This window comes from Acidiphilium sp. AL (assembly GCF_025499445.1).
GTDB lineage: Bacteria > Pseudomonadota > Alphaproteobacteria > Acetobacterales > Acetobacteraceae > Acidiphilium > Acidiphilium iwatense.
This window is the reverse complement of sequence record NZ_JAIMBZ010000040.1, coordinates 13,051-28,692: the sequence shown is the minus strand read 5'-3', so window position 1 is coordinate 28,692 and position 15,642 is coordinate 13,051. Positions and strand designations below refer to the sequence as shown.

General features: G+C 60.8%; 14 protein-coding genes. 9 read left to right on the top strand and 5 right to left on the bottom strand.

Annotated elements, in window-relative coordinates; translation table 11 throughout:
- Nucleotides 1-234: 234 nt before the first annotated feature.
- On the bottom strand, nucleotides 235-1,449 hold the full coding sequence (gene chrA, locus AiwAL_RS16490; RefSeq protein ID WP_262313096.1) for a chromate efflux transporter: 1,215 nt from the start codon (nucleotides 1,447-1,449) through the stop codon (nucleotides 235-237).
- Nucleotides 1,446-2,438 carry a chromate resistance protein ChrB domain-containing protein gene (locus tag AiwAL_RS16485; protein WP_235706183.1) on the bottom strand — a complete coding sequence of 331 codons (993 nt, stop codon included), beginning with the start codon at nucleotides 2,436-2,438 and terminating at the stop codon, nucleotides 1,446-1,448. Before AiwAL_RS16485 ends, chrA begins: the two co-directional genes overlap by 4 nt.
- A gap of 97 nt (nucleotides 2,439-2,535) precedes the next feature.
- Between AiwAL_RS16485 and AiwAL_RS16480 the strand changes: the two genes are divergently transcribed.
- Genes AiwAL_RS16480 through AiwAL_RS16465 form a run of 4 tightly spaced genes read left to right on the top strand, consistent with a single transcriptional unit; the run spans nucleotide 2,536 to nucleotide 5,526 of the window.
- Nucleotides 2,536-3,489, top strand: a complete 954-nt coding sequence (locus AiwAL_RS16480) for a Fe-Mn family superoxide dismutase (RefSeq protein WP_235706184.1) — start codon at nucleotides 2,536-2,538, stop codon at nucleotides 3,487-3,489.
- 41 nt (nucleotides 3,490-3,530) lie between these two features.
- On the top strand, nucleotides 3,531-3,989 hold the full coding sequence (locus AiwAL_RS16475) for a chromate resistance protein ChrB domain-containing protein (RefSeq protein ID WP_235706185.1): 459 nt from the start codon (nucleotides 3,531-3,533) through the stop codon (nucleotides 3,987-3,989).
- Between the two features lie 38 nt (nucleotides 3,990-4,027).
- Nucleotides 4,028-4,447, top strand: a complete 420-nt coding sequence (locus AiwAL_RS16470; RefSeq protein WP_235706186.1) for a cupredoxin domain-containing protein — start codon at nucleotides 4,028-4,030, stop codon at nucleotides 4,445-4,447.
- Nucleotides 4,444-5,526, top strand: coding sequence for a YncE family protein (locus tag AiwAL_RS16465; RefSeq protein ID WP_262313095.1), 1,083 nt, complete (start codon nucleotides 4,444-4,446; stop codon nucleotides 5,524-5,526). Before AiwAL_RS16470 ends, AiwAL_RS16465 begins: the two co-directional genes overlap by 4 nt.
- 150 nt (nucleotides 5,527-5,676) lie before the next feature.
- Here AiwAL_RS16465 and AiwAL_RS16460 read toward each other — a convergent pair whose 3' ends face one another.
- Together AiwAL_RS16460 and queE are read right to left on the bottom strand one after the other, a co-directional pair.
- Nucleotides 5,677-6,042, bottom strand: coding sequence for a 6-carboxytetrahydropterin synthase (locus AiwAL_RS16460; RefSeq protein WP_235705709.1), 366 nt, complete (start codon nucleotides 6,040-6,042; stop codon nucleotides 5,677-5,679).
- A complete protein-coding gene (queE, locus tag AiwAL_RS16455) occupies nucleotides 6,042-6,677 on the bottom strand; it encodes a 7-carboxy-7-deazaguanine synthase (protein WP_235705708.1) in 636 nt (211 codons plus the stop codon). The genes AiwAL_RS16460 and queE overlap by 1 nt, the downstream gene beginning before the upstream one ends.
- Nucleotides 6,678-6,845: 168 nt before the next feature.
- Between queE and AiwAL_RS16450 the strand changes: the two genes are divergently transcribed.
- Complete coding sequence (locus AiwAL_RS16450) at nucleotides 6,846-7,394, top strand: aldo/keto reductase (RefSeq protein WP_316044792.1); 549 nt, start codon at nucleotides 6,846-6,848, stop codon at nucleotides 7,392-7,394.
- A gap of 103 nt (nucleotides 7,395-7,497) precedes the next feature.
- Here the strand turns inward: AiwAL_RS16450 and AiwAL_RS16445 are convergent, their stop codons facing one another.
- Nucleotides 7,498-8,943, bottom strand: a complete 1,446-nt coding sequence (locus tag AiwAL_RS16445; protein ID WP_262313094.1) for a DUF6880 family protein — start codon at nucleotides 8,941-8,943, stop codon at nucleotides 7,498-7,500.
- A 209-nt stretch (nucleotides 8,944-9,152) separates the two neighbouring features.
- On the opposite strand from AiwAL_RS16445, the gene AiwAL_RS16440 reads away from it, so the two are divergent.
- From AiwAL_RS16440 to AiwAL_RS16425, 4 genes are all read left to right on the top strand, one after another.
- Nucleotides 9,153-12,221 (top strand): BPTD_3080 family restriction endonuclease, encoded by a 3,069-nt coding sequence (locus AiwAL_RS16440; protein WP_262313093.1) that lies wholly within the window; start codon nucleotides 9,153-9,155, stop codon nucleotides 12,219-12,221.
- Nucleotides 12,218-12,622: an endonuclease domain-containing protein gene (locus tag AiwAL_RS16435; protein ID WP_262313092.1), complete on the top strand. Its 405-nt coding sequence runs from the start codon at nucleotides 12,218-12,220 to the stop codon at nucleotides 12,620-12,622. Before AiwAL_RS16440 ends, AiwAL_RS16435 begins: the two co-directional genes overlap by 4 nt.
- A gap of 115 nt (nucleotides 12,623-12,737) precedes the next feature.
- On the top strand, nucleotides 12,738-13,508 hold the full coding sequence (locus tag AiwAL_RS16430) for a hypothetical protein (protein ID WP_262313091.1): 771 nt from the start codon (nucleotides 12,738-12,740) through the stop codon (nucleotides 13,506-13,508).
- A complete protein-coding gene (locus AiwAL_RS16425) occupies nucleotides 13,483-15,642 on the top strand; it encodes a DNA methyltransferase (RefSeq protein ID WP_235705705.1) in 2,160 nt (719 codons plus the stop codon). The genes AiwAL_RS16430 and AiwAL_RS16425 overlap by 26 nt, the downstream gene beginning before the upstream one ends.

Genomic DNA, 15,642 nt, shown 5'->3' with positions numbered 1-15,642 from the left:
CATGCTATACGAACTCATCCCCACCATGCCGGAGCCTCGCCTGCTGCCACTGGTCCAGAAATTCGCCGATATGCTCGCCGACCTGCCCGTCTTCGCCGAGACTTTCGGGGCAGTGTGAAAATGAGGGGAGTCTTGAGGGCTACAACCGCAGACCGGCCGCAAGCATCTTGATGGTCAGTTTCCGGATGCGTCGTCTTCGAGCAAGAAGAATTAACCTCACCATTCTGTCTGCCCCTATTTCACAAAGACCCACCCAGGCTGCAGAATCGGAAACGCGATGAGGCCGATTGCCGCCGTTACCCCGATTAGAAGTGGATTGCTGACCTTCCAGCGAAAGAGAACGCCGAGAGACGCGAAGCCGATGAGGGCGGTCAGCCAGTCACCGATGGCGATCCGTCCAAGCAGGATACAGGCACCCAGGATCGTGCCGATCGCCGCCGCGTAGGCTCCACGGACGAAGCCTTGGACATTGGGGTTTTCGCGGTGGCGCAGCAAAAGCGGCGCGGCGATCAAAATGTAAAGGAATGACGGCAGGAAGATGCCGACGGTCGCCGCCAACGAGCCCCAGAAGCCGGCGACCAGATAGCCGACGAAGGTCGCCGTAATCACCACCGGGCCAGGGCTGATCATGCCGATCGCAACCGCGATCAGGAACTGATGAGGGTTAAGCCAATGGTACTGGTGAACAACGCCGGCTTCCAGGAACGGAACGATGACGAGACCGCTGCCGAAGGTGAGCGAACCAGCTTTGAGGAAGAAGAACAGTAGCTTACCGAGCAGTGACGCCGACGCTCCGGGAGCAAGTCCCGGCGCCGCTGGTGCCACCGCCAATACCGATGCACCAGGCGGTCGCCGCCGGACCAAATCGCCATAAGCCAGCATCCCGACGATGCCCGCGCCGATGAAGAGCGGCGCAACTTCCGCCTTGAGAATGACGGTCACCGCAAGGCACACGGCCGCAATGGTCCATTGCAACCATCCCTCCATGCCGAGCTTCGCCAGACGGTAGCAGGAATGCAGGATCAGGGCGATCACCGCAGGGCTGACGCCATAGAAGATGGCGGTCATCAGCGACAGGCTGCCGAAATGGACGTAAAGCGCGCCGAGCGCGGCGACGATCACGAAATTGGGCAGGATGAAGGCCCAGCCACCGATCCAGGCGCCCCAGAACCCGGTCCGGAGATAGGCGATAAAGATACCGACCTGAATGGCAAGTGGCCCGGGCAGCGTCTGGCAGACGGCGATGGCCTCGCGCATCTGCTCCTTGGTGAGCCATGCGCGTTCGCCAACCAACTCCCGCTCCATCTGCCCGACCAAGGCCACCGGACCGCCGAAGCCCAATAGACCAAGGCGCAGGAAGTACCGTGCGATCTCCGCAAGGCTGCCGTTGCGGCGCATGGGGCTAGTGGGCGACGACGCCGGCTCAGTTGGGTGAACTGGGTTGGTCATCGACGTTTCCTGCTGAAAGAATCATAAAGAGAGTCAAACACCGACGCTCCTCGTTCGATCCGTTGTTCGTCGGGCGCATCCGGGGCCGCTATCCCGGCGATCAGTCGGGCAATGCCGGCCGTTTCTTCGCGGCCGTATTTGCTGTCCTTGAGATCGATGTCGTGGACGATTTCAGCAATCGCGCGCAGCGCCGGATCGCCGGCCAATCCAGCCCGGTCAACTAGGACCTCGAAGGTGCAGCGGTCGCCTTCATGGGTGAACTCGGCCTCGAACATGTCGAACCGAAACTCGCCCGGCGATGGCTTGTATCCTCTCGCCGGCACGAACCGGAATTGAGCATCCCGATCGATGAAGCGGTGGATCAGCCAGGCACAGCCTATCCGATCCACATACACGCCTTGCCGCGTCACCCAGACGCGCCCTTTCAGGTCCTCGGGGCGGGCGGGCTGAGCCTCTGTTTGTTTGGGCATAGGTTCCTCCTTCAGCCTGTCTTGCAGGGCTACGAGCAGCCCATCGACCGCCTGCCGTCCGTTGGCGTCAAAGAAGTCGATGGCGATGATCTGCGCATGGCGTAACGCGAGACGCGAAACCTGTGAGCGCGCGTTAGCCAGGGCGTCGACGGTCGCCGGGTTTGTCAACTCCGCCGCCAGAGTGCGCAACTCTTTCGCGATTTTCTGATAGTCGGCATCGCGCGCGGCGTTGAACATCTCGCGTATTTCGGCGTCGGTCAGCCCATCGATCAGGGAAGCCTCGCACACCAGGGCCTCTCCCCCGCCGTCCACGATCTCCCGGCGCAACCAGGCAAAGTCTTCCTTGCTTTGCTCGGTCGCTGGTAGGGCATAGGCCGCCCGTTTGACCGCAACTGCTCCCAGGCTTTCCAGGCGGCGCCAGATCTTGACGCGGAAGTACGCCGGCTTCGCCGGAAGCTGGTGCAGCAGCAGCAGCCAGGTTTCTGCGAGATCTGCCGCCCGAGCGTCGATAGTAATCATAGCGCATATGTATCTCGCACAAAATTTTTATACAACACTTGTATCATGATGCATCCGGGAGTAGGGTTGGATCGGAACGACGCTCGGGAGGTCACTCATGCCGGTCGAGGTTGCCCCGCTGCCCTTCAAACCACCGCAGCTGAAGGGGCTGTCGGACAGGCTGCTGGTCAGTCACTACGAGAACAACTACGGCGGCGCGGTGCGACGCTTGAATGCCATTGACCAGCGCATGGCCCTGCTGCGGTGGACGACTGCGCCAGGGTTCGAGATCAACGGATTGGCCCGCGAACGCCTCATCGCGGCCAACTCGATGCTGCTGCACGAGGCATATTTCGAGGGGCTGGGCGGCTCCGGCGGGCCGGCGGGTTCAATCGCCGCAGTGCTCGAGCGAGATTTCGGTTCCGTCGACCAGTGGCTGGCGGAGTTCGCGGCCATGGGTAAAGCGCTCGGCGGCGGTTCAGGTTGGGTGCTGCTGACCTGGTCGGATCGGCTCGGACGGCTCACGAACCAGTGGTCGGCCGATCATTGCCATGTACTGGCCGAGAGCGTGCCGGTTTTGGCGCTGGATATGTATGAGCACGCCTATCATATCGATTTTGGCGCAAACGCTGCGGCCTATGTCGAAGCGTTCCTGGGCAACCTCAATTGGGGACGTATCGAGGACCGCTACCGCCGGGCAACCGGGCGGAAAACGGCTGGTATCTCAGTGCGCGAGGATCAAATCGGCCCCACCGCATTGAGAGCGTTGCTCGATCGCAGTGAACCGGTGTTGATTTTCGACGTCTACGCTGATGAGGATCGTCCGCGTCGCTACGACGCCATTCCGGGTGCGCGCGTCGGCACGCCCGACGAAGTTGCAACCTGGATCAAGGATCTGCCGACGGACCGGCCGATCATTGTCACCTGCACCTATGGCTTCGAAAAGAGCGCCAACGTTGTCACCGCGCTTCGCGGTCGTGGTTGCGATGCCCGGCAATTGGCGGGCGGCATGGCCGCTTGGCATGCCATGGCAGGTCCTACCGAGCCTCTGACCAACAGGCCCGGACCATAGAACCACCAGAAGCCCGTCACAGCCATCAGGAGAACGTTGTCATGAAGTGGGTCACGCGCGAACGACCGAAAATCGACCGAGTAGCCTGCCCTTGGCTGATTGCTCGGTTCATCGACAAGGAGCCGGAGTTTCTCTACGTTCCGCCCGATCAGGTGATGAAAGTGGTTGCTGAAACCGGCGCCACCCCTTTCGATATCCCAGGGGTCGAGCTTTCCCATGCCGGCGACCTCTGTTCCTTCGACACGTTCCTGGCCCGTTATCAGCTCACCGATCCCGCATTGCACCAGATCGCGCTGATGGTGCGCGGCGCCGACACGGCACGGTTCGATCTGGCGCCACAAGCAGCCGGACTCTTTGCCATCTCACTCGGACTCTCGGCGATGTTTCCCGACGATCATGAGATGCTGCGGCATGGGATGGTCGTTTACGACGCGCTCTATGCCTGGTGCCGGGAGCGCCAAGAGGAAACCCATGGCTGGCCGCCGAAAATTGTCACTTAGAAAGTGCGGATAAAATTCAGAAAACGAAAGGAATCGTCATGCGAACAATCCAGATCAACGGCGTGGCACTGGCCTTCGTCTCGGTGCTTGCACTTTCCGCCCCGGCTTTTGCTGCAACGACGCGCACCTTCTATCTGCAAACGGTGCAATGGGTATCCAAGAAAAATCCAGATCAGAAGAAGGCGGTAGCAAAATTTGGCGAGGTCTATGGCTTTGCTCCGAATACCCTCGTCGTACGACAGGACGATCATGTCGTGATCGATATCCGTAACCTCGAGTCGGGCGGTGACGATGGGCATACCTTCACCCTGAAGGCCTACGGCATCAACAAGTCACTCCCACCGCTTTCTTCGGTCAAAATTTCGTTCACGGCGGACAAGGTAGGGATTTTTCAGTTTTCTTGCGAGTTTCATAAACCGTGGATGAGCGGAGAACTCGTGGTTCTCCCCGCCAAATGAAGCTCACCGAAATGAAAAGCTCGGTTCTATCTGCCGCAATGCGGATGCTTGGTACGTTTGCTTTCGGGTGTCTGCTTACCGCAGGCGTCGGCGTTGCGGCGACGACATCGTTACCACTGAAGGAGGCGCATCCGGATATTCCATTGGCCGGCAAGCCAAATAGGTTCGATTATGAATCGATCGATCCGCAGCGTCGGCTGCTGTTCATCGCGCATCTTGGGTCCGGGATCGTCACGGTGGTCGATCTTCACACCAACAGCGTTGTCGCCAACATCAGGGGTGTTCCTGGTGTTCATGGCGTGCTCGCGGTTCCGTCGCTCAATGAGGTGTTCGCAACGGCGACCGACCAAAACCGGGTTGATGTCATTTCCGAGACCGATTTTCATATCATCGCGCATGCGCCGGCTGGCGTGTACCCGGACGGAATGACCTATGCGCCACGCGAGCATGAGCTGTTTATCTCCGACGAAGCCGGGCAAACCGAGACGGTTGTCGATACGCGAACGAACAAGCGGGTCGCGACGATCAGAATGGGGGGTGAGGTCGGTAACTCGCAATATGATCCGGTCACCCATCAGGTTTTTGTCGATGTGCAGACGCGCGACGAAATCGTGGCGATCGACCCTCGAACCGATAAAATCGTGCATCGCTATCGTCTGCCGGAAGCCTGCAATGACGACCATAGCTTGTTGCTGGATTCACCGGCTCGGCTAGGGTTCGTCGCGTGCGATGGCAATGCCAAGCTGCTGGTCGTGGACATGAACACCATGCACGTCCTGTCGATTCATAAAACGGGATCAAGTCCAGACGTGCTCGCTTTCGATGCTGGGTTGCAGCGCCTATATGTCGCGAGCGAGAGCGGCGTTGTCGCGGTCTTCCACCTTGAAGGAAATAAATTACGTCTGCTTGGCCGCAGTTACCTTGCCGGCGACGCTCACTCGGTCGCAGTCGATCCAAAAACGCACGAGGTGTATTTCCCGCTGGAAAACGTTGGGGGTGTTGGCGTGTTGCGCATTATGAAGCCCATCATGAACGAACCAGACCCCAGAAGGCATGCGCGTAAAAATCAGCTTGGTTGATTTGCTCCGTCGGATGATGGGTGACTTTGTGCCGATATTGGCTGATCCTCTGGCCGGCCAGGAAACAGAAAGCAGAAGGCACAGCCGCGTGCCGACTTTGCGTCTGACCAGATGGAGGCAGCCGAAATCGATGGGTTTTTGTTGGCATGGTCAGGTCTCCGGTCCGGTATAGGCGCAGGATTCGCCCTCGCTGTCGCGGAAGACGGCGACGCGCGCCAGATTCGGGCAGGCGGGCGCGAGGCTGCGCCAGATGAAGAGGCAGAGATTTTCCAGCGTCGCGGGGCCGATTGTTTCGATGTCGTCGAGAAAGCGATGGTCCAGCCGGTCGCGCAGCCGGGCGAGCTCGGCGCCGAACAGGCCGAAATCCATCACCATGCCGTGCGAATCGGGCGCGCCGCGCAGCGAAACCTCCGCGCGGTAGGAATGGCCATGGATGCGCCGGCTGGGTTCGGCGTCGATCCGGCGGTCCAGCGTGTGCGCAGCCTCGAAGCGGAAATCCTTGGTGAGTTCGAACATTATGGAATGCCGAGATATTTGTGGGTCTGCATCGACAGGCGCCAGCGCGGATGGGTTTTGCAATAGGCGATGGCGGCCTCGGTATTGGCCGCGCGGTCCGGCCCGTCCATCGGCTGCAGGAGGAAATGGGCGAAATCGAGCGATTCGAAGCGATCGGGCTCGGCGCCTTGTTGCGGATAGACCAGCTTGAGTTCGGAGCCCTGGGTGACGATGAGATCGGCGCCGGCTTTCGGGCTGACGCAGAGCCAGTCGATGCCGGGCGGCGGGGCGATGGTGCCGTTGGTCTCGACCGCGATTTCGAAGCGGTGTCGGTGAAGGGCGGCGATCAGCGCGGAATCGAGCTGGAGCAAGGGCTCGCCGCCGGTGAGGACGACGAGAGCGTGATCCATTGCCGGGGTTGGCCAGGCGGCGCGGATCGCCTGGGCGAGCAAGGCGGCGTCGGTGAATTTGCCGCCGCCCTGCCCGTCCGTGCCGACGAAATCGGTGTCGCAGAAGCGGCAGGTCGCGGCCGCGCGGTCGGCTTCGCGCCCGGACCAGAGATTGCAGCCGGCGAAGCGGCAGAATACCGCCGCGCGGCCGGCATTGCGGCCCTCGCCCTGCAGTGTGTGGAAAATCTCCTTGATGCTATAGGCCATCGGCTGGTTCCTTCATGTCCCGCGACCTATCGCAAACTTCCAGCCCTGACGAGGCCGAGATGGATCATGTCCCGCATGAAATGGACGCCGGAGTCGGGGCGCTGGCGGGCGATGCGTGCCTGAATTGCGGGACCGCGCGGGTCGGGCCGTGGTGCCATCGAGGGCAAGGTGAAGCATTTCGGCCTCTCGGAGCTGGGCGCGCAAACCGGGCGCCGCGCTCATGCCGTGCAGGAGGTGAGCGCGCTGCAAAACGAATATTCGCTCTGGACGCGCGGGCCCGAGACGAATGGCATTCTGGCGGCCTGCGAGGAACTGGGCATTGGGCTCGTACCCTATAGCCCGCTCGGCAAGGGGTTTCTCACCGGGGCCATGAACAAGGACACGACGCTGAACGAGAATGATTTCCGCCGCAACCTGCCGCGCTTCACGCCCGAAGCCATGACGGCCAACATGGCGCTGGTGGAATTGCTCAAATCCATCGCCGCACGGCACAACGCCACGCCGGCGCAAGTGGCGCTGGCCTGGCTGCTGGCGCAAAACCCCTGGATCGCGCCCATTCCCGGCACCACCAAGCTGCACCGGCTGGAGGAAAATCTCGGTGCTGCAAATCTGCTTCTTACACCCGCCGACCTGACAGAGATCGAAACCGCGTCGATCAAAATCCAGATCGAGGGCGAACGCTATCCCGCGCATCTCATGGCCACGGTCGGGCGCTGAGCGCGGCTGGAACCACCGCGGCACAGGAGAACAGCGGCAAGGCACACCATAAACGGGGAGCAGGACGATGGTGAAATGAGCTTTCGCCATCGTTCTTCCTCAGTTACACAAGCAAACCCCAGAACGAACTCTTCCGCCCATGCTCCAGGCGCAGCCGCGCGACATAGGCCTCATGCCGCTCATGGGTGCCAAAATCCGCTACCGCCGACGCCAAGCTCTCGCAATCCCGCAAATGCCGCGCGGCGTGTTTGTACCGGCTGGTACGATTCTTGGTCAGGGAAAAATCAATCATCGCCCGCAGCACCAGGATCGCCGCCAGCGGATGTTTGGCCGCGAGCGCATCCGCGGCACGGGTGAGAATTTCATATTGGTCACCATCAAGTTCTTTGTACCGCTGCGTTACCAGCGCCGCCGCGCGGTTCAGCTCCGGCCAGGAGACCAGAAAATACAGAGCATCACTGAGATTAGTCGAATTCCGCGCGTAATCGAGCGCCTTTTCCTCGGCCTCGACATCCTCGAAATCCGGCAATTTCTTGAGATAATCCCGCAAGTGCCGGGTCGAGAGCGAGCGCTCAAAACAGCGCCATCTGGCCGCCTGGGCATTATCGGCGCGTCCCAATGCTTCGAGCACCTCGATCCTGGCATCTTCCCAGTCAAAATCCGGCCAGTCCCAGCCTCGTGATTTGCGCGGGGCGGCAGCCTCGATCGCCGTCCAGGCTTCATCCGCCCGGCCAGCCGCCAGAAGACGCAGGGCAATCCCGGCTGCAATCTTGGGCACCGTACGGGTGTCCGCCTCATATTGGGCGATGAAGGCGTCAACATCGCCCTGCGCATCGGCAATCTCCTGCAAGGCCAGTTTCACAGTGCCGACGCGAGACCTCTCAGCGATCTCGTCCTCATAAATCGGCCCGGAGGAGCCATAGCCGATCCTGACGCGGTCCTTCGCGGCTCGCTTTTCCACCGGACGGTTCGAGAGGTCGATCATGAGTTGCTTCAAACGCCCCAGCCCTTCTGGCCCCAGCGCCTTGGCCAAAGCGGAAATCAGCCCGTCGAACTGGCCGTAATCATTCGCCACCAGCGCATCAAAGGCCTGGTCCGCCAGCGTTACCGGAGAGGCCTTGGCCAGCACGGCGACAACGCCAAGGTCTTCGCAAGCCTGATGAAAAATCGGGCTGATGATACCGTTGCTGTCATCGCAGCGCGCGAACACCGGGTTGGCCAACGCCATGAAGCGCCATAGCAGGTCGAGCGCTTCCTGCGGATCATCCCTGGCGATACTGCCCATGATCGCGACGCGTTGGGCCTCCAGATCAGCCGCCAGGGGCTTGATCCCGTGCCAATCCACAAACGAGCGCGCCCGGCCGATGGCGGCAAGCCGCTTGCGGACCTCCTTGCCCAACTCGCCGGGGCTTTGCGCACCCGCCAGCTCCATCCTCAGCCGCCGCTTCGCCAAAGCGTTTCCCGTGCTGATCTCGATCAGCAGCGCCGCCAGGCGTTCCGCGCCAAGAGCTTCAAGATTTTTGGCATTCAGAGTTGTTGTCTTGGCCATGCAACGTCCATCCAATGTCACGTTGTCGTGGCATGATCAGCTTCGGCATGGCAAGTCATGCCGGCAGGGCATAATTTCGTGCCCGCGCCGGGCCACAGACCAATATAAATTGTTGATTTTGTTTGTTTTAATTAGCCAGACTCGCCAATCCATAAATTGACCCTAAGCCGCAGATGCTATAGCCGGCATCACGTGAACGGGGCGAAACGATGACCGAAAGCAGCTTTTACGAACGACCGATTCTCAATTCGCCATACCGGGCACCGGAATGGCACCATCCGCTCGACGATAAAGGGCAGCCGCTTGGAGGCGAACCACGGCCGGGGCGCCGTGCGTCCCGTTTCATCGTACCCGTCCCGGCCTCTCGGAAAAAAGCCTCAGCCGGCCAATCGTCGCTGGAGCTGGAAACCTACACGCCAAACGCCTTGATCAACGAAATTCGCGGCTATGTTGATCGTTGGCGCGAGCTCAAAAACCCCGCGAACTGGGGCGTGACCGGCGCAACGCAGCGGCTTCTGGAACATTGGCGCCATCATGACTTCTCCGGCCCAACGCCCTTCTTCTGCCAGTTAGAGGCCGTCGAGACGATCATCTGGCTCACCGAGGTCGCGCCCGGACGCGCCACCTCAAAAGGGCTCCTGGATCAGATCGCCAAGGCCAACGAGGAGGCAAACCCCGCTTTGTTCCGCTTCGCCCTGAAAATGGCGACCGGTAGCGGCAAAACCACCGTCATGGCCATGCTCATCGCCTGGCAGGCGGTTAACGCCGCCCGCAAGGACTCGAAGGATTTCTCCCGCGCCTTCCTGATCATCGCCCCCGGCATCACAATCAAGGATCGCCTCCGCGTACTTCAGCCTAGCGATGCGAACAACTACTATGAAACCCGTGAACTCGTCCCGCCGGAAATGCTGCCTGAAGTTCGGCGCGCTGAGATCGTCATCACCAACTACCACGCCTTCCAGCACCGCGAGACCGTTTCCTTGCCCAAGGTCGCGCGCAGCTTCCTGCAAGGCAATGCACCCGAGCCGGTCAAGACCACGGAAACCGATGCTGAGATGCTCGATAGGGCCTGCGGCAAGCTGCTCAACTATGGCCGTGTCAACGTCATCAACGACGAGGCTCACCACTGCTACAGACACAAGATCGGCGGTGACGCCGAAGAAGCTCTGACCAGCGACGACAAAAGAGAAGCCGCCGAGAATGAAGAGGCGGCACGGCTCTGGATCAACGGCATTGAAGCCCTGTCCCGAAAGCTCCCAAAGGGTGTGCGCGCGGTTTACGATCTCTCGGCCACGCCTTTTTTCCTTCGCGGCTCTGGCTATGCCGAAGGCTCTCTTTTCCCTTGGGTCGTTTCTGACTTCAGCCTGATCGACGCAATCGAGAGCGGCATCGTCAAATTGCCGCGCGTGCCGGTCACCGACAATCTGGTGCAGACGGACACGGTCGTCTACCGCGATTTGTGGAAGCATATCGGCAAGGATTTACCCAAAACCGCCGCGGGCGCCGCCAAGCTCAGCCCGTTCGACCTGCCCAACACGCTGAAGACCGCGCTGAACGCCCTCTACAGCCACTATGAGGGTGAGTTCGAGCGCTGGCAGCGCGCCGGCATCGAAGTTCCCCCCGTGTTCATCGTTGTCTGCCAGAACACCGCCATCTCCAAACTGGTCTTCGAATGGATCGCAGGCTTCGAACGTGGCGATGCCGAGGAGGGTGAGCGCGCCGCCTTCCATGCCGGGCATCTCGAACTGTTCCGCAACTACGACGAACACGGTGCCCGCCTCCCCCGCCCGCGCACATTGCTCATCGACTCCCGCCAGATCGAATCCGGCGATGCGCTGGACAAAGGCTTCAGCTCCGCCGCCGCAGCCGAGATTGAGCAGTTCAAGCGGGAACTCGCCACCCGCGAAGGTGCCGCTAGCGCACAGGGCGAGATGAGCGAGGCCGCATTATTGCGCGAGGTGATGAACACCGTCGGCCGCGCCGGCCGCCTTGGCGAGCAAATTCGTTGTGTGGTTTCCGTATCCATGCTGACCGAAGGCTGGGACACTAACACCGTTACCCACATCCTCGGGGTGCGCGCCTTCGGCACCCAGCTTTTGTGCGAACAGGTCGTCGGGCGCGGCCTGCGCCGACAATCCTATGATCTCAACCCGGAGACCGGCCTGTTCGACGTTGAATATGCCGACATCATGGGCATCCCGTTCGACTTCGCCGCCTCCCCGCAAAAGACCCAGCCAACCAAAGTGAAGCCGGTCACGCGCGTCCACGCGATGAAGGAGCGTAGCGCGCTGGAGATCATCTTCCCGCGCGTCGGCGGCTACCGCCGCGAGCTGGCGGGGGACAAGCTGGAAGCCGTTTTCACCGAGGACAGCAAGCTCGAAATCACCCCCGCCGATATCGGCCCCACCTCCGTCGTCATGGAAGGCATTGTCGGCGCCGGGGTGACAATCACGCCCCAGGTGCTTGAGCGGCTGCGCCCCTCGGAGATCAGCTTCAACCTCGCCAAGCATCTTCTCTACGCGCACTTCCTTGACGAGGACGGCATCGCCAAACAGCATCTGTTTCCGCAAATCCAGCGCCTCGCCCGAAGCTGGCTCGATGGCGGCTACCTTGTCACCAAGGGCGTGCCGATCGGCGCGATCCTCTATCTGGATCAACTCGCCCGCGCCGCCGAAAAAATCGACATCGCCCTCACCCGTGGCAGTGAGGGGCGGATCATCGCCGTGCTCGACCCGTATAATCTCAAAGGCTCGACGCGCCACGTCAACTTCATCACCTCCAAATCCTGCTGGACCACCGGTGCGCGCCCGCCCAAATGCCACATCAGCCATGTGGTGCTGGACAGTACCTGGGAGCAACCTTTGGCACTTGCGCTGGAAAACCACCCGCGCGTCATTGCCTACGCCAAGAATCAGGCCATGGGCTTCGAGATTCCCTACCTCGATAGCGGCACCATGCGGCGCTACATCCCGGATTTCCTGGTCCGGCTCGACGATGGTGGCGCCGAGCCGCTCAACCTTATCCTCGAGGTGAAGGGCCTTCGTGACGAATCCGATAAAGCCAAAGCCGAGACCACGCGCGATTTATGGGTCCCAGGCGTCAATGCGCTCGGCGGTTTCGGCCGCTGGGGCTTCGCCGAATTCCGGGACTGGGCGATGATGGAACAAGACTTCTCCACCCTGGTCGAACAATTGCTCGCCTCTCCCTCCCCCTCGCGGGGAGGGTGGCGCGTAGCGCCGGGTGGGGGCAGGCGCGTAGCGCCGGGTGGGGGGCAATGATCCAAACCGCCACCATCGCCCGTGCACGCGCCCTGCGCCGCATCCTCAGCCCACCTGAAGCCAGGCTCTGGGTTGCCCTTCGCCGACTGCGCGGCGATGGGTTCCATTTCCGCCGTCAAGCGCCATTCCAGCAGTATTATCTTGATTTCGTCTGCCACGCCCACCGGCTTGCCATCGAGGTTGATGGCAGCCAGCACGGGCAGCCGGAACAAGCCCGGCATGACGCCCAACGCGACACGACATTGGCGCGGGCCGGCTACCGCACGCTTCGCATTGCCGCAGCTGACGTGCTGGGCAACCTTGAGGGCATCGTCACCGCGATCCGCCTGGCCTTAAATCAGGCCCCACCCGGCGCTTCGCGCCACCCTCCCCTCACGGGGGAGGGAGAAGGAATAACCTGATGGACCGCTCCGCCCTTCCGCCCCAGCATGACTCCCTCCCCTTTATGGGGAGGGTGGCGCGAAGCGCCGGGTGGGGCTCGGCATCCATATCATCACCGGGAAGAGAAAACGCCTGATGGCCCGCCTCCCCAAATCCGCCAAACAGATCGACGCGCTGAAGCACGATGCGGCGACCAGGCGCAACATCCCCACCGCCGAGATGGAAAGTTTTTTCCAGCGCGACGAGGATTCCGCCCCCCGCCCTCCAAAGCATTATGCTCGCGCCCGGCCCTTGGCCGAGGGCGAAACGCGAACGGAGGAGGAGCCGCGTGCCCCTGAGCTAATCTGGAATGGTGCGCGCATCACCATCACCGATGAGCAGATGGCCACACTGGCGCGAACCGGCACGCTCACCTTGTCCGACGCGCAACTCGTCTGGCGCGGCAAGGACAGGCAGGACTGGTCCGACCTCGTCGTCAACGTGCCGCCGCTCTATATTCAGGAAAAAATCCACCCGAAAGCGATCATCGACGACCTTAAGCGCCGCACCGCGCAAAAACGCGAGGCCGAGACCGACTCGCCAGACCTGTTCGCCGATTTCAACGGCATCACGCCGGAGCAGCGTGCCGAATTCTATCAGCACGACCAGCACTGGTCGAACCGCATGATCCTGGGTGATTCCCTCCAGGTCATGGCCAGCCTCGCGGAGCGCGAGAGCCTGAAGGGCAAGGTGCAATGCATTTATTTTGACCCGCCTTACGGAATTAAATTCAATTCCAACTGGCAGGTTTCCACCCAGTCGCGCGATGTGAAAGACGGCAAACAGACCGATATTTCACGCGAACCGGAACAGGTGAAAGCCTTCCGTGACACATGGAAGGATGGTGTTCACTCCTATCTTACCTAATCTGCGCGATCGCCTGACGGTGATGCGCGATTTGCTGACCGAAAGCGGCTCGATTTTTGTCCAGATTGGCGATGAAAACGTGCACCGCGTTAGGGCGGTAATGGATGAGGTGTTTGGAGAGGACAATTTCCTATCACTTATAGCCATCACCAAGGGTGCGACTGGTTTATCGGCGAGCGGAAGAATGCCGGCTCGTCTCGATTATATTATCTGGTACGCGAGACGTTCCGACCAAGTTAAATATCGACAGCTATTCATGCTCAAATCTGAAAGCAATGATCCTAACTTTCCATGGGTCATCTTACCGTCAGGCGAGCGACGCAGGCGCACCGAATTCGAACGAGATGGCGCCTTACTGCCCGAAAATGCACTACTAGGTCAAGACGTTTCTCTAACGAAACCAGGACCGGGAGCAAAATACGAAGTTGAGCATGTAGGCCGCAAATTCAGTTCAGGAAGCCGTTGGTGGGGTACGACTAAGCCTCAGCTTGAACGGGCACTAAAAACCAATCGTATCATCGTAATTGGAAATTCACTGCGGCACCTACGCTATCTGCACGAAAGTAGTTTAACCGCTATCGGCAATCTCTGGGACGGTTTTCTCGGCCAAAACGCGCCTGTCTATGTTGTCCAAACGAATACAGACCTCGTGCAACGCTGTATTCTTATGGCCACCGACCCTGGCGACCTCGTGCTCGACCCCACTTGCGGCTCCGGCACAACCGCTTACGTCGCCGAGCAATGGGGAAGGCGCTGGATTACCATGGACACGAGCCGGGTCGCCCTCGCTTTGGCCCGCACCCGCCTGATGGCAGCGCGCTACCCGTGGTATCTGCTGGCGGACAGCCGGGAAGGCCGCGCCAAAGAAGCCGAGCTGACCAAACGCCCGCCCGCTGACACGCCGCTGCATAACGACATCCGCCAGGGTTTTGTTTATGAGCGCGTGCCCCACATCACCCTCAAATCCATCGCCAACAACAAGTTGATCGACGACATCTGGGAAAAATTTCAGGCGGTGCTGGAGCCGCTGCGCGCCACGCTCAACGCTTCCCTCCCCCGAAGTGGGGAGGGATATGCCGAATGGGAAATTCCTCGAGAGGTTGATCCTTCATGGAGCCAAGCCGCGCGCGCGGCGCACGAGCAATGGTGGGAGGCGCGCATCGCCCGCCAGCGCGAGATCGATGCCAGCATCGCCGCCCGCGCCGATGTGGAATTTCTGTACGACAAACCCTACACCGACAATGCCCGCGTGCGGGTGGCCGGGCCGTTCACAGTGGAGAGCCTCTCGCCACACCGCGTGCTGCCCGCCAGCGAGGACGAACTGCTCGGTGATGCCAAACCCGTTGATGCGTCCCAGGCGGGACAGGATTTCTCCGCCATCGTCATCGACTATCTCAAATCAGAAGGCGTGAAACAGGAGCAGAAAAACGACCGCATTACCTTCGAGAGCCTCACCCCCTGGCCCGGCAACTATATCGGCGCCAGCGGCATTTTCATCGAGGGTGAAAACGGCCCCGAACGCCGCGCCGCCATCCTCATCGGCCCGGAATATGGCACGGTGGGCCGGCAGGACATCGTCGCCGCCGCGCGCGAGGCGGTGGATGCGCGGTTTGACGTGCTGATCGCCTGCGCCTTCAACTTTGATGCCCATTCCACCGAGTTGGGGAGTCTCGGCAGCTTGAAAATCCTCAAAGCCCGCATCAACCCGGACATGCACATGTCCGCCGAGCTGAAAAACACCGGGCGCGGCAACATGTTTGTCGTGTTCGGCGAGCCGGATGTCGAAATTCTCGACGATGGCAGTGCAGAAATCCGCGTGAAGGTCAACGGCGTCGATGTGTTCGACCCCAACACCGGCGATATCCGCTCCAACGACACAAAAGGTATCGCCGCCTGGTTCATCGACACCGATTATAATGAGGAAAGCTTCTTCGTCCGCCACGCCTATTTCCTCGGCGCCAACGATCCGTACAAGAGCCTGAAAACCGCCTTGCAAGCCGAAATCGACGAGGATGCCTGGGCAACACTGTATGCCGACACCTCCCGTCCGTTCCCGCGCCCGGCGCGCGGGCGCATCGCGGTGAAGGTCATCAACCATTTCGGCGATGAAGTGATGAAAATATTCGGGGTGTAG

Bases quoted from the DNA above. Each gene is read 5' to 3' on its own strand.
- queE (WP_235705708.1), bottom strand. From the start codon at position 6,677: ATGGCCTATAGCATCAAGGAGATTTTCCACACACTGCAGGGCGAGGGC.
- AiwAL_RS16460 (WP_235705709.1), bottom strand. From the start codon at position 6,042: ATGTTCGAACTCACCAAGGATTTCCGCTTCGAGGCTGCGCACACGCTG.
- AiwAL_RS16435 (WP_262313092.1), top strand. From the start codon at position 12,218: ATGATCCAAACCGCCACCATCGCCCGTGCACGCGCCCTGCGCCGCATC.
- AiwAL_RS16480 (WP_235706184.1), top strand. From the start codon at position 2,536: ATGCCGGTCGAGGTTGCCCCGCTGCCCTTCAAACCACCGCAGCTGAAG.
- AiwAL_RS16465 (WP_262313095.1), top strand. From the start codon at position 4,444: ATGAAGCTCACCGAAATGAAAAGCTCGGTTCTATCTGCCGCAATGCGG.
- AiwAL_RS16445 (WP_262313094.1), bottom strand. From the start codon at position 8,943: ATGGCCAAGACAACAACTCTGAATGCCAAAAATCTTGAAGCTCTTGGC.
- AiwAL_RS16470 (WP_235706186.1), top strand. From the start codon at position 4,028: ATGCGAACAATCCAGATCAACGGCGTGGCACTGGCCTTCGTCTCGGTG.
- chrA (WP_262313096.1), bottom strand. From the start codon at position 1,449: ATGACCAACCCAGTTCACCCAACTGAGCCGGCGTCGTCGCCCACTAGC.
- AiwAL_RS16425 (WP_235705705.1), top strand. From the start codon at position 13,483: ATGGTGTTCACTCCTATCTTACCTAATCTGCGCGATCGCCTGACGGTG.
- AiwAL_RS16475 (WP_235706185.1), top strand. From the start codon at position 3,531: ATGAAGTGGGTCACGCGCGAACGACCGAAAATCGACCGAGTAGCCTGC.
- AiwAL_RS16485 (WP_235706183.1), bottom strand. From the start codon at position 2,438: ATGATTACTATCGACGCTCGGGCGGCAGATCTCGCAGAAACCTGGCTG.
- AiwAL_RS16430 (WP_262313091.1), top strand. From the start codon at position 12,738: ATGGCCCGCCTCCCCAAATCCGCCAAACAGATCGACGCGCTGAAGCAC.
- AiwAL_RS16440 (WP_262313093.1), top strand. From the start codon at position 9,153: ATGACCGAAAGCAGCTTTTACGAACGACCGATTCTCAATTCGCCATAC.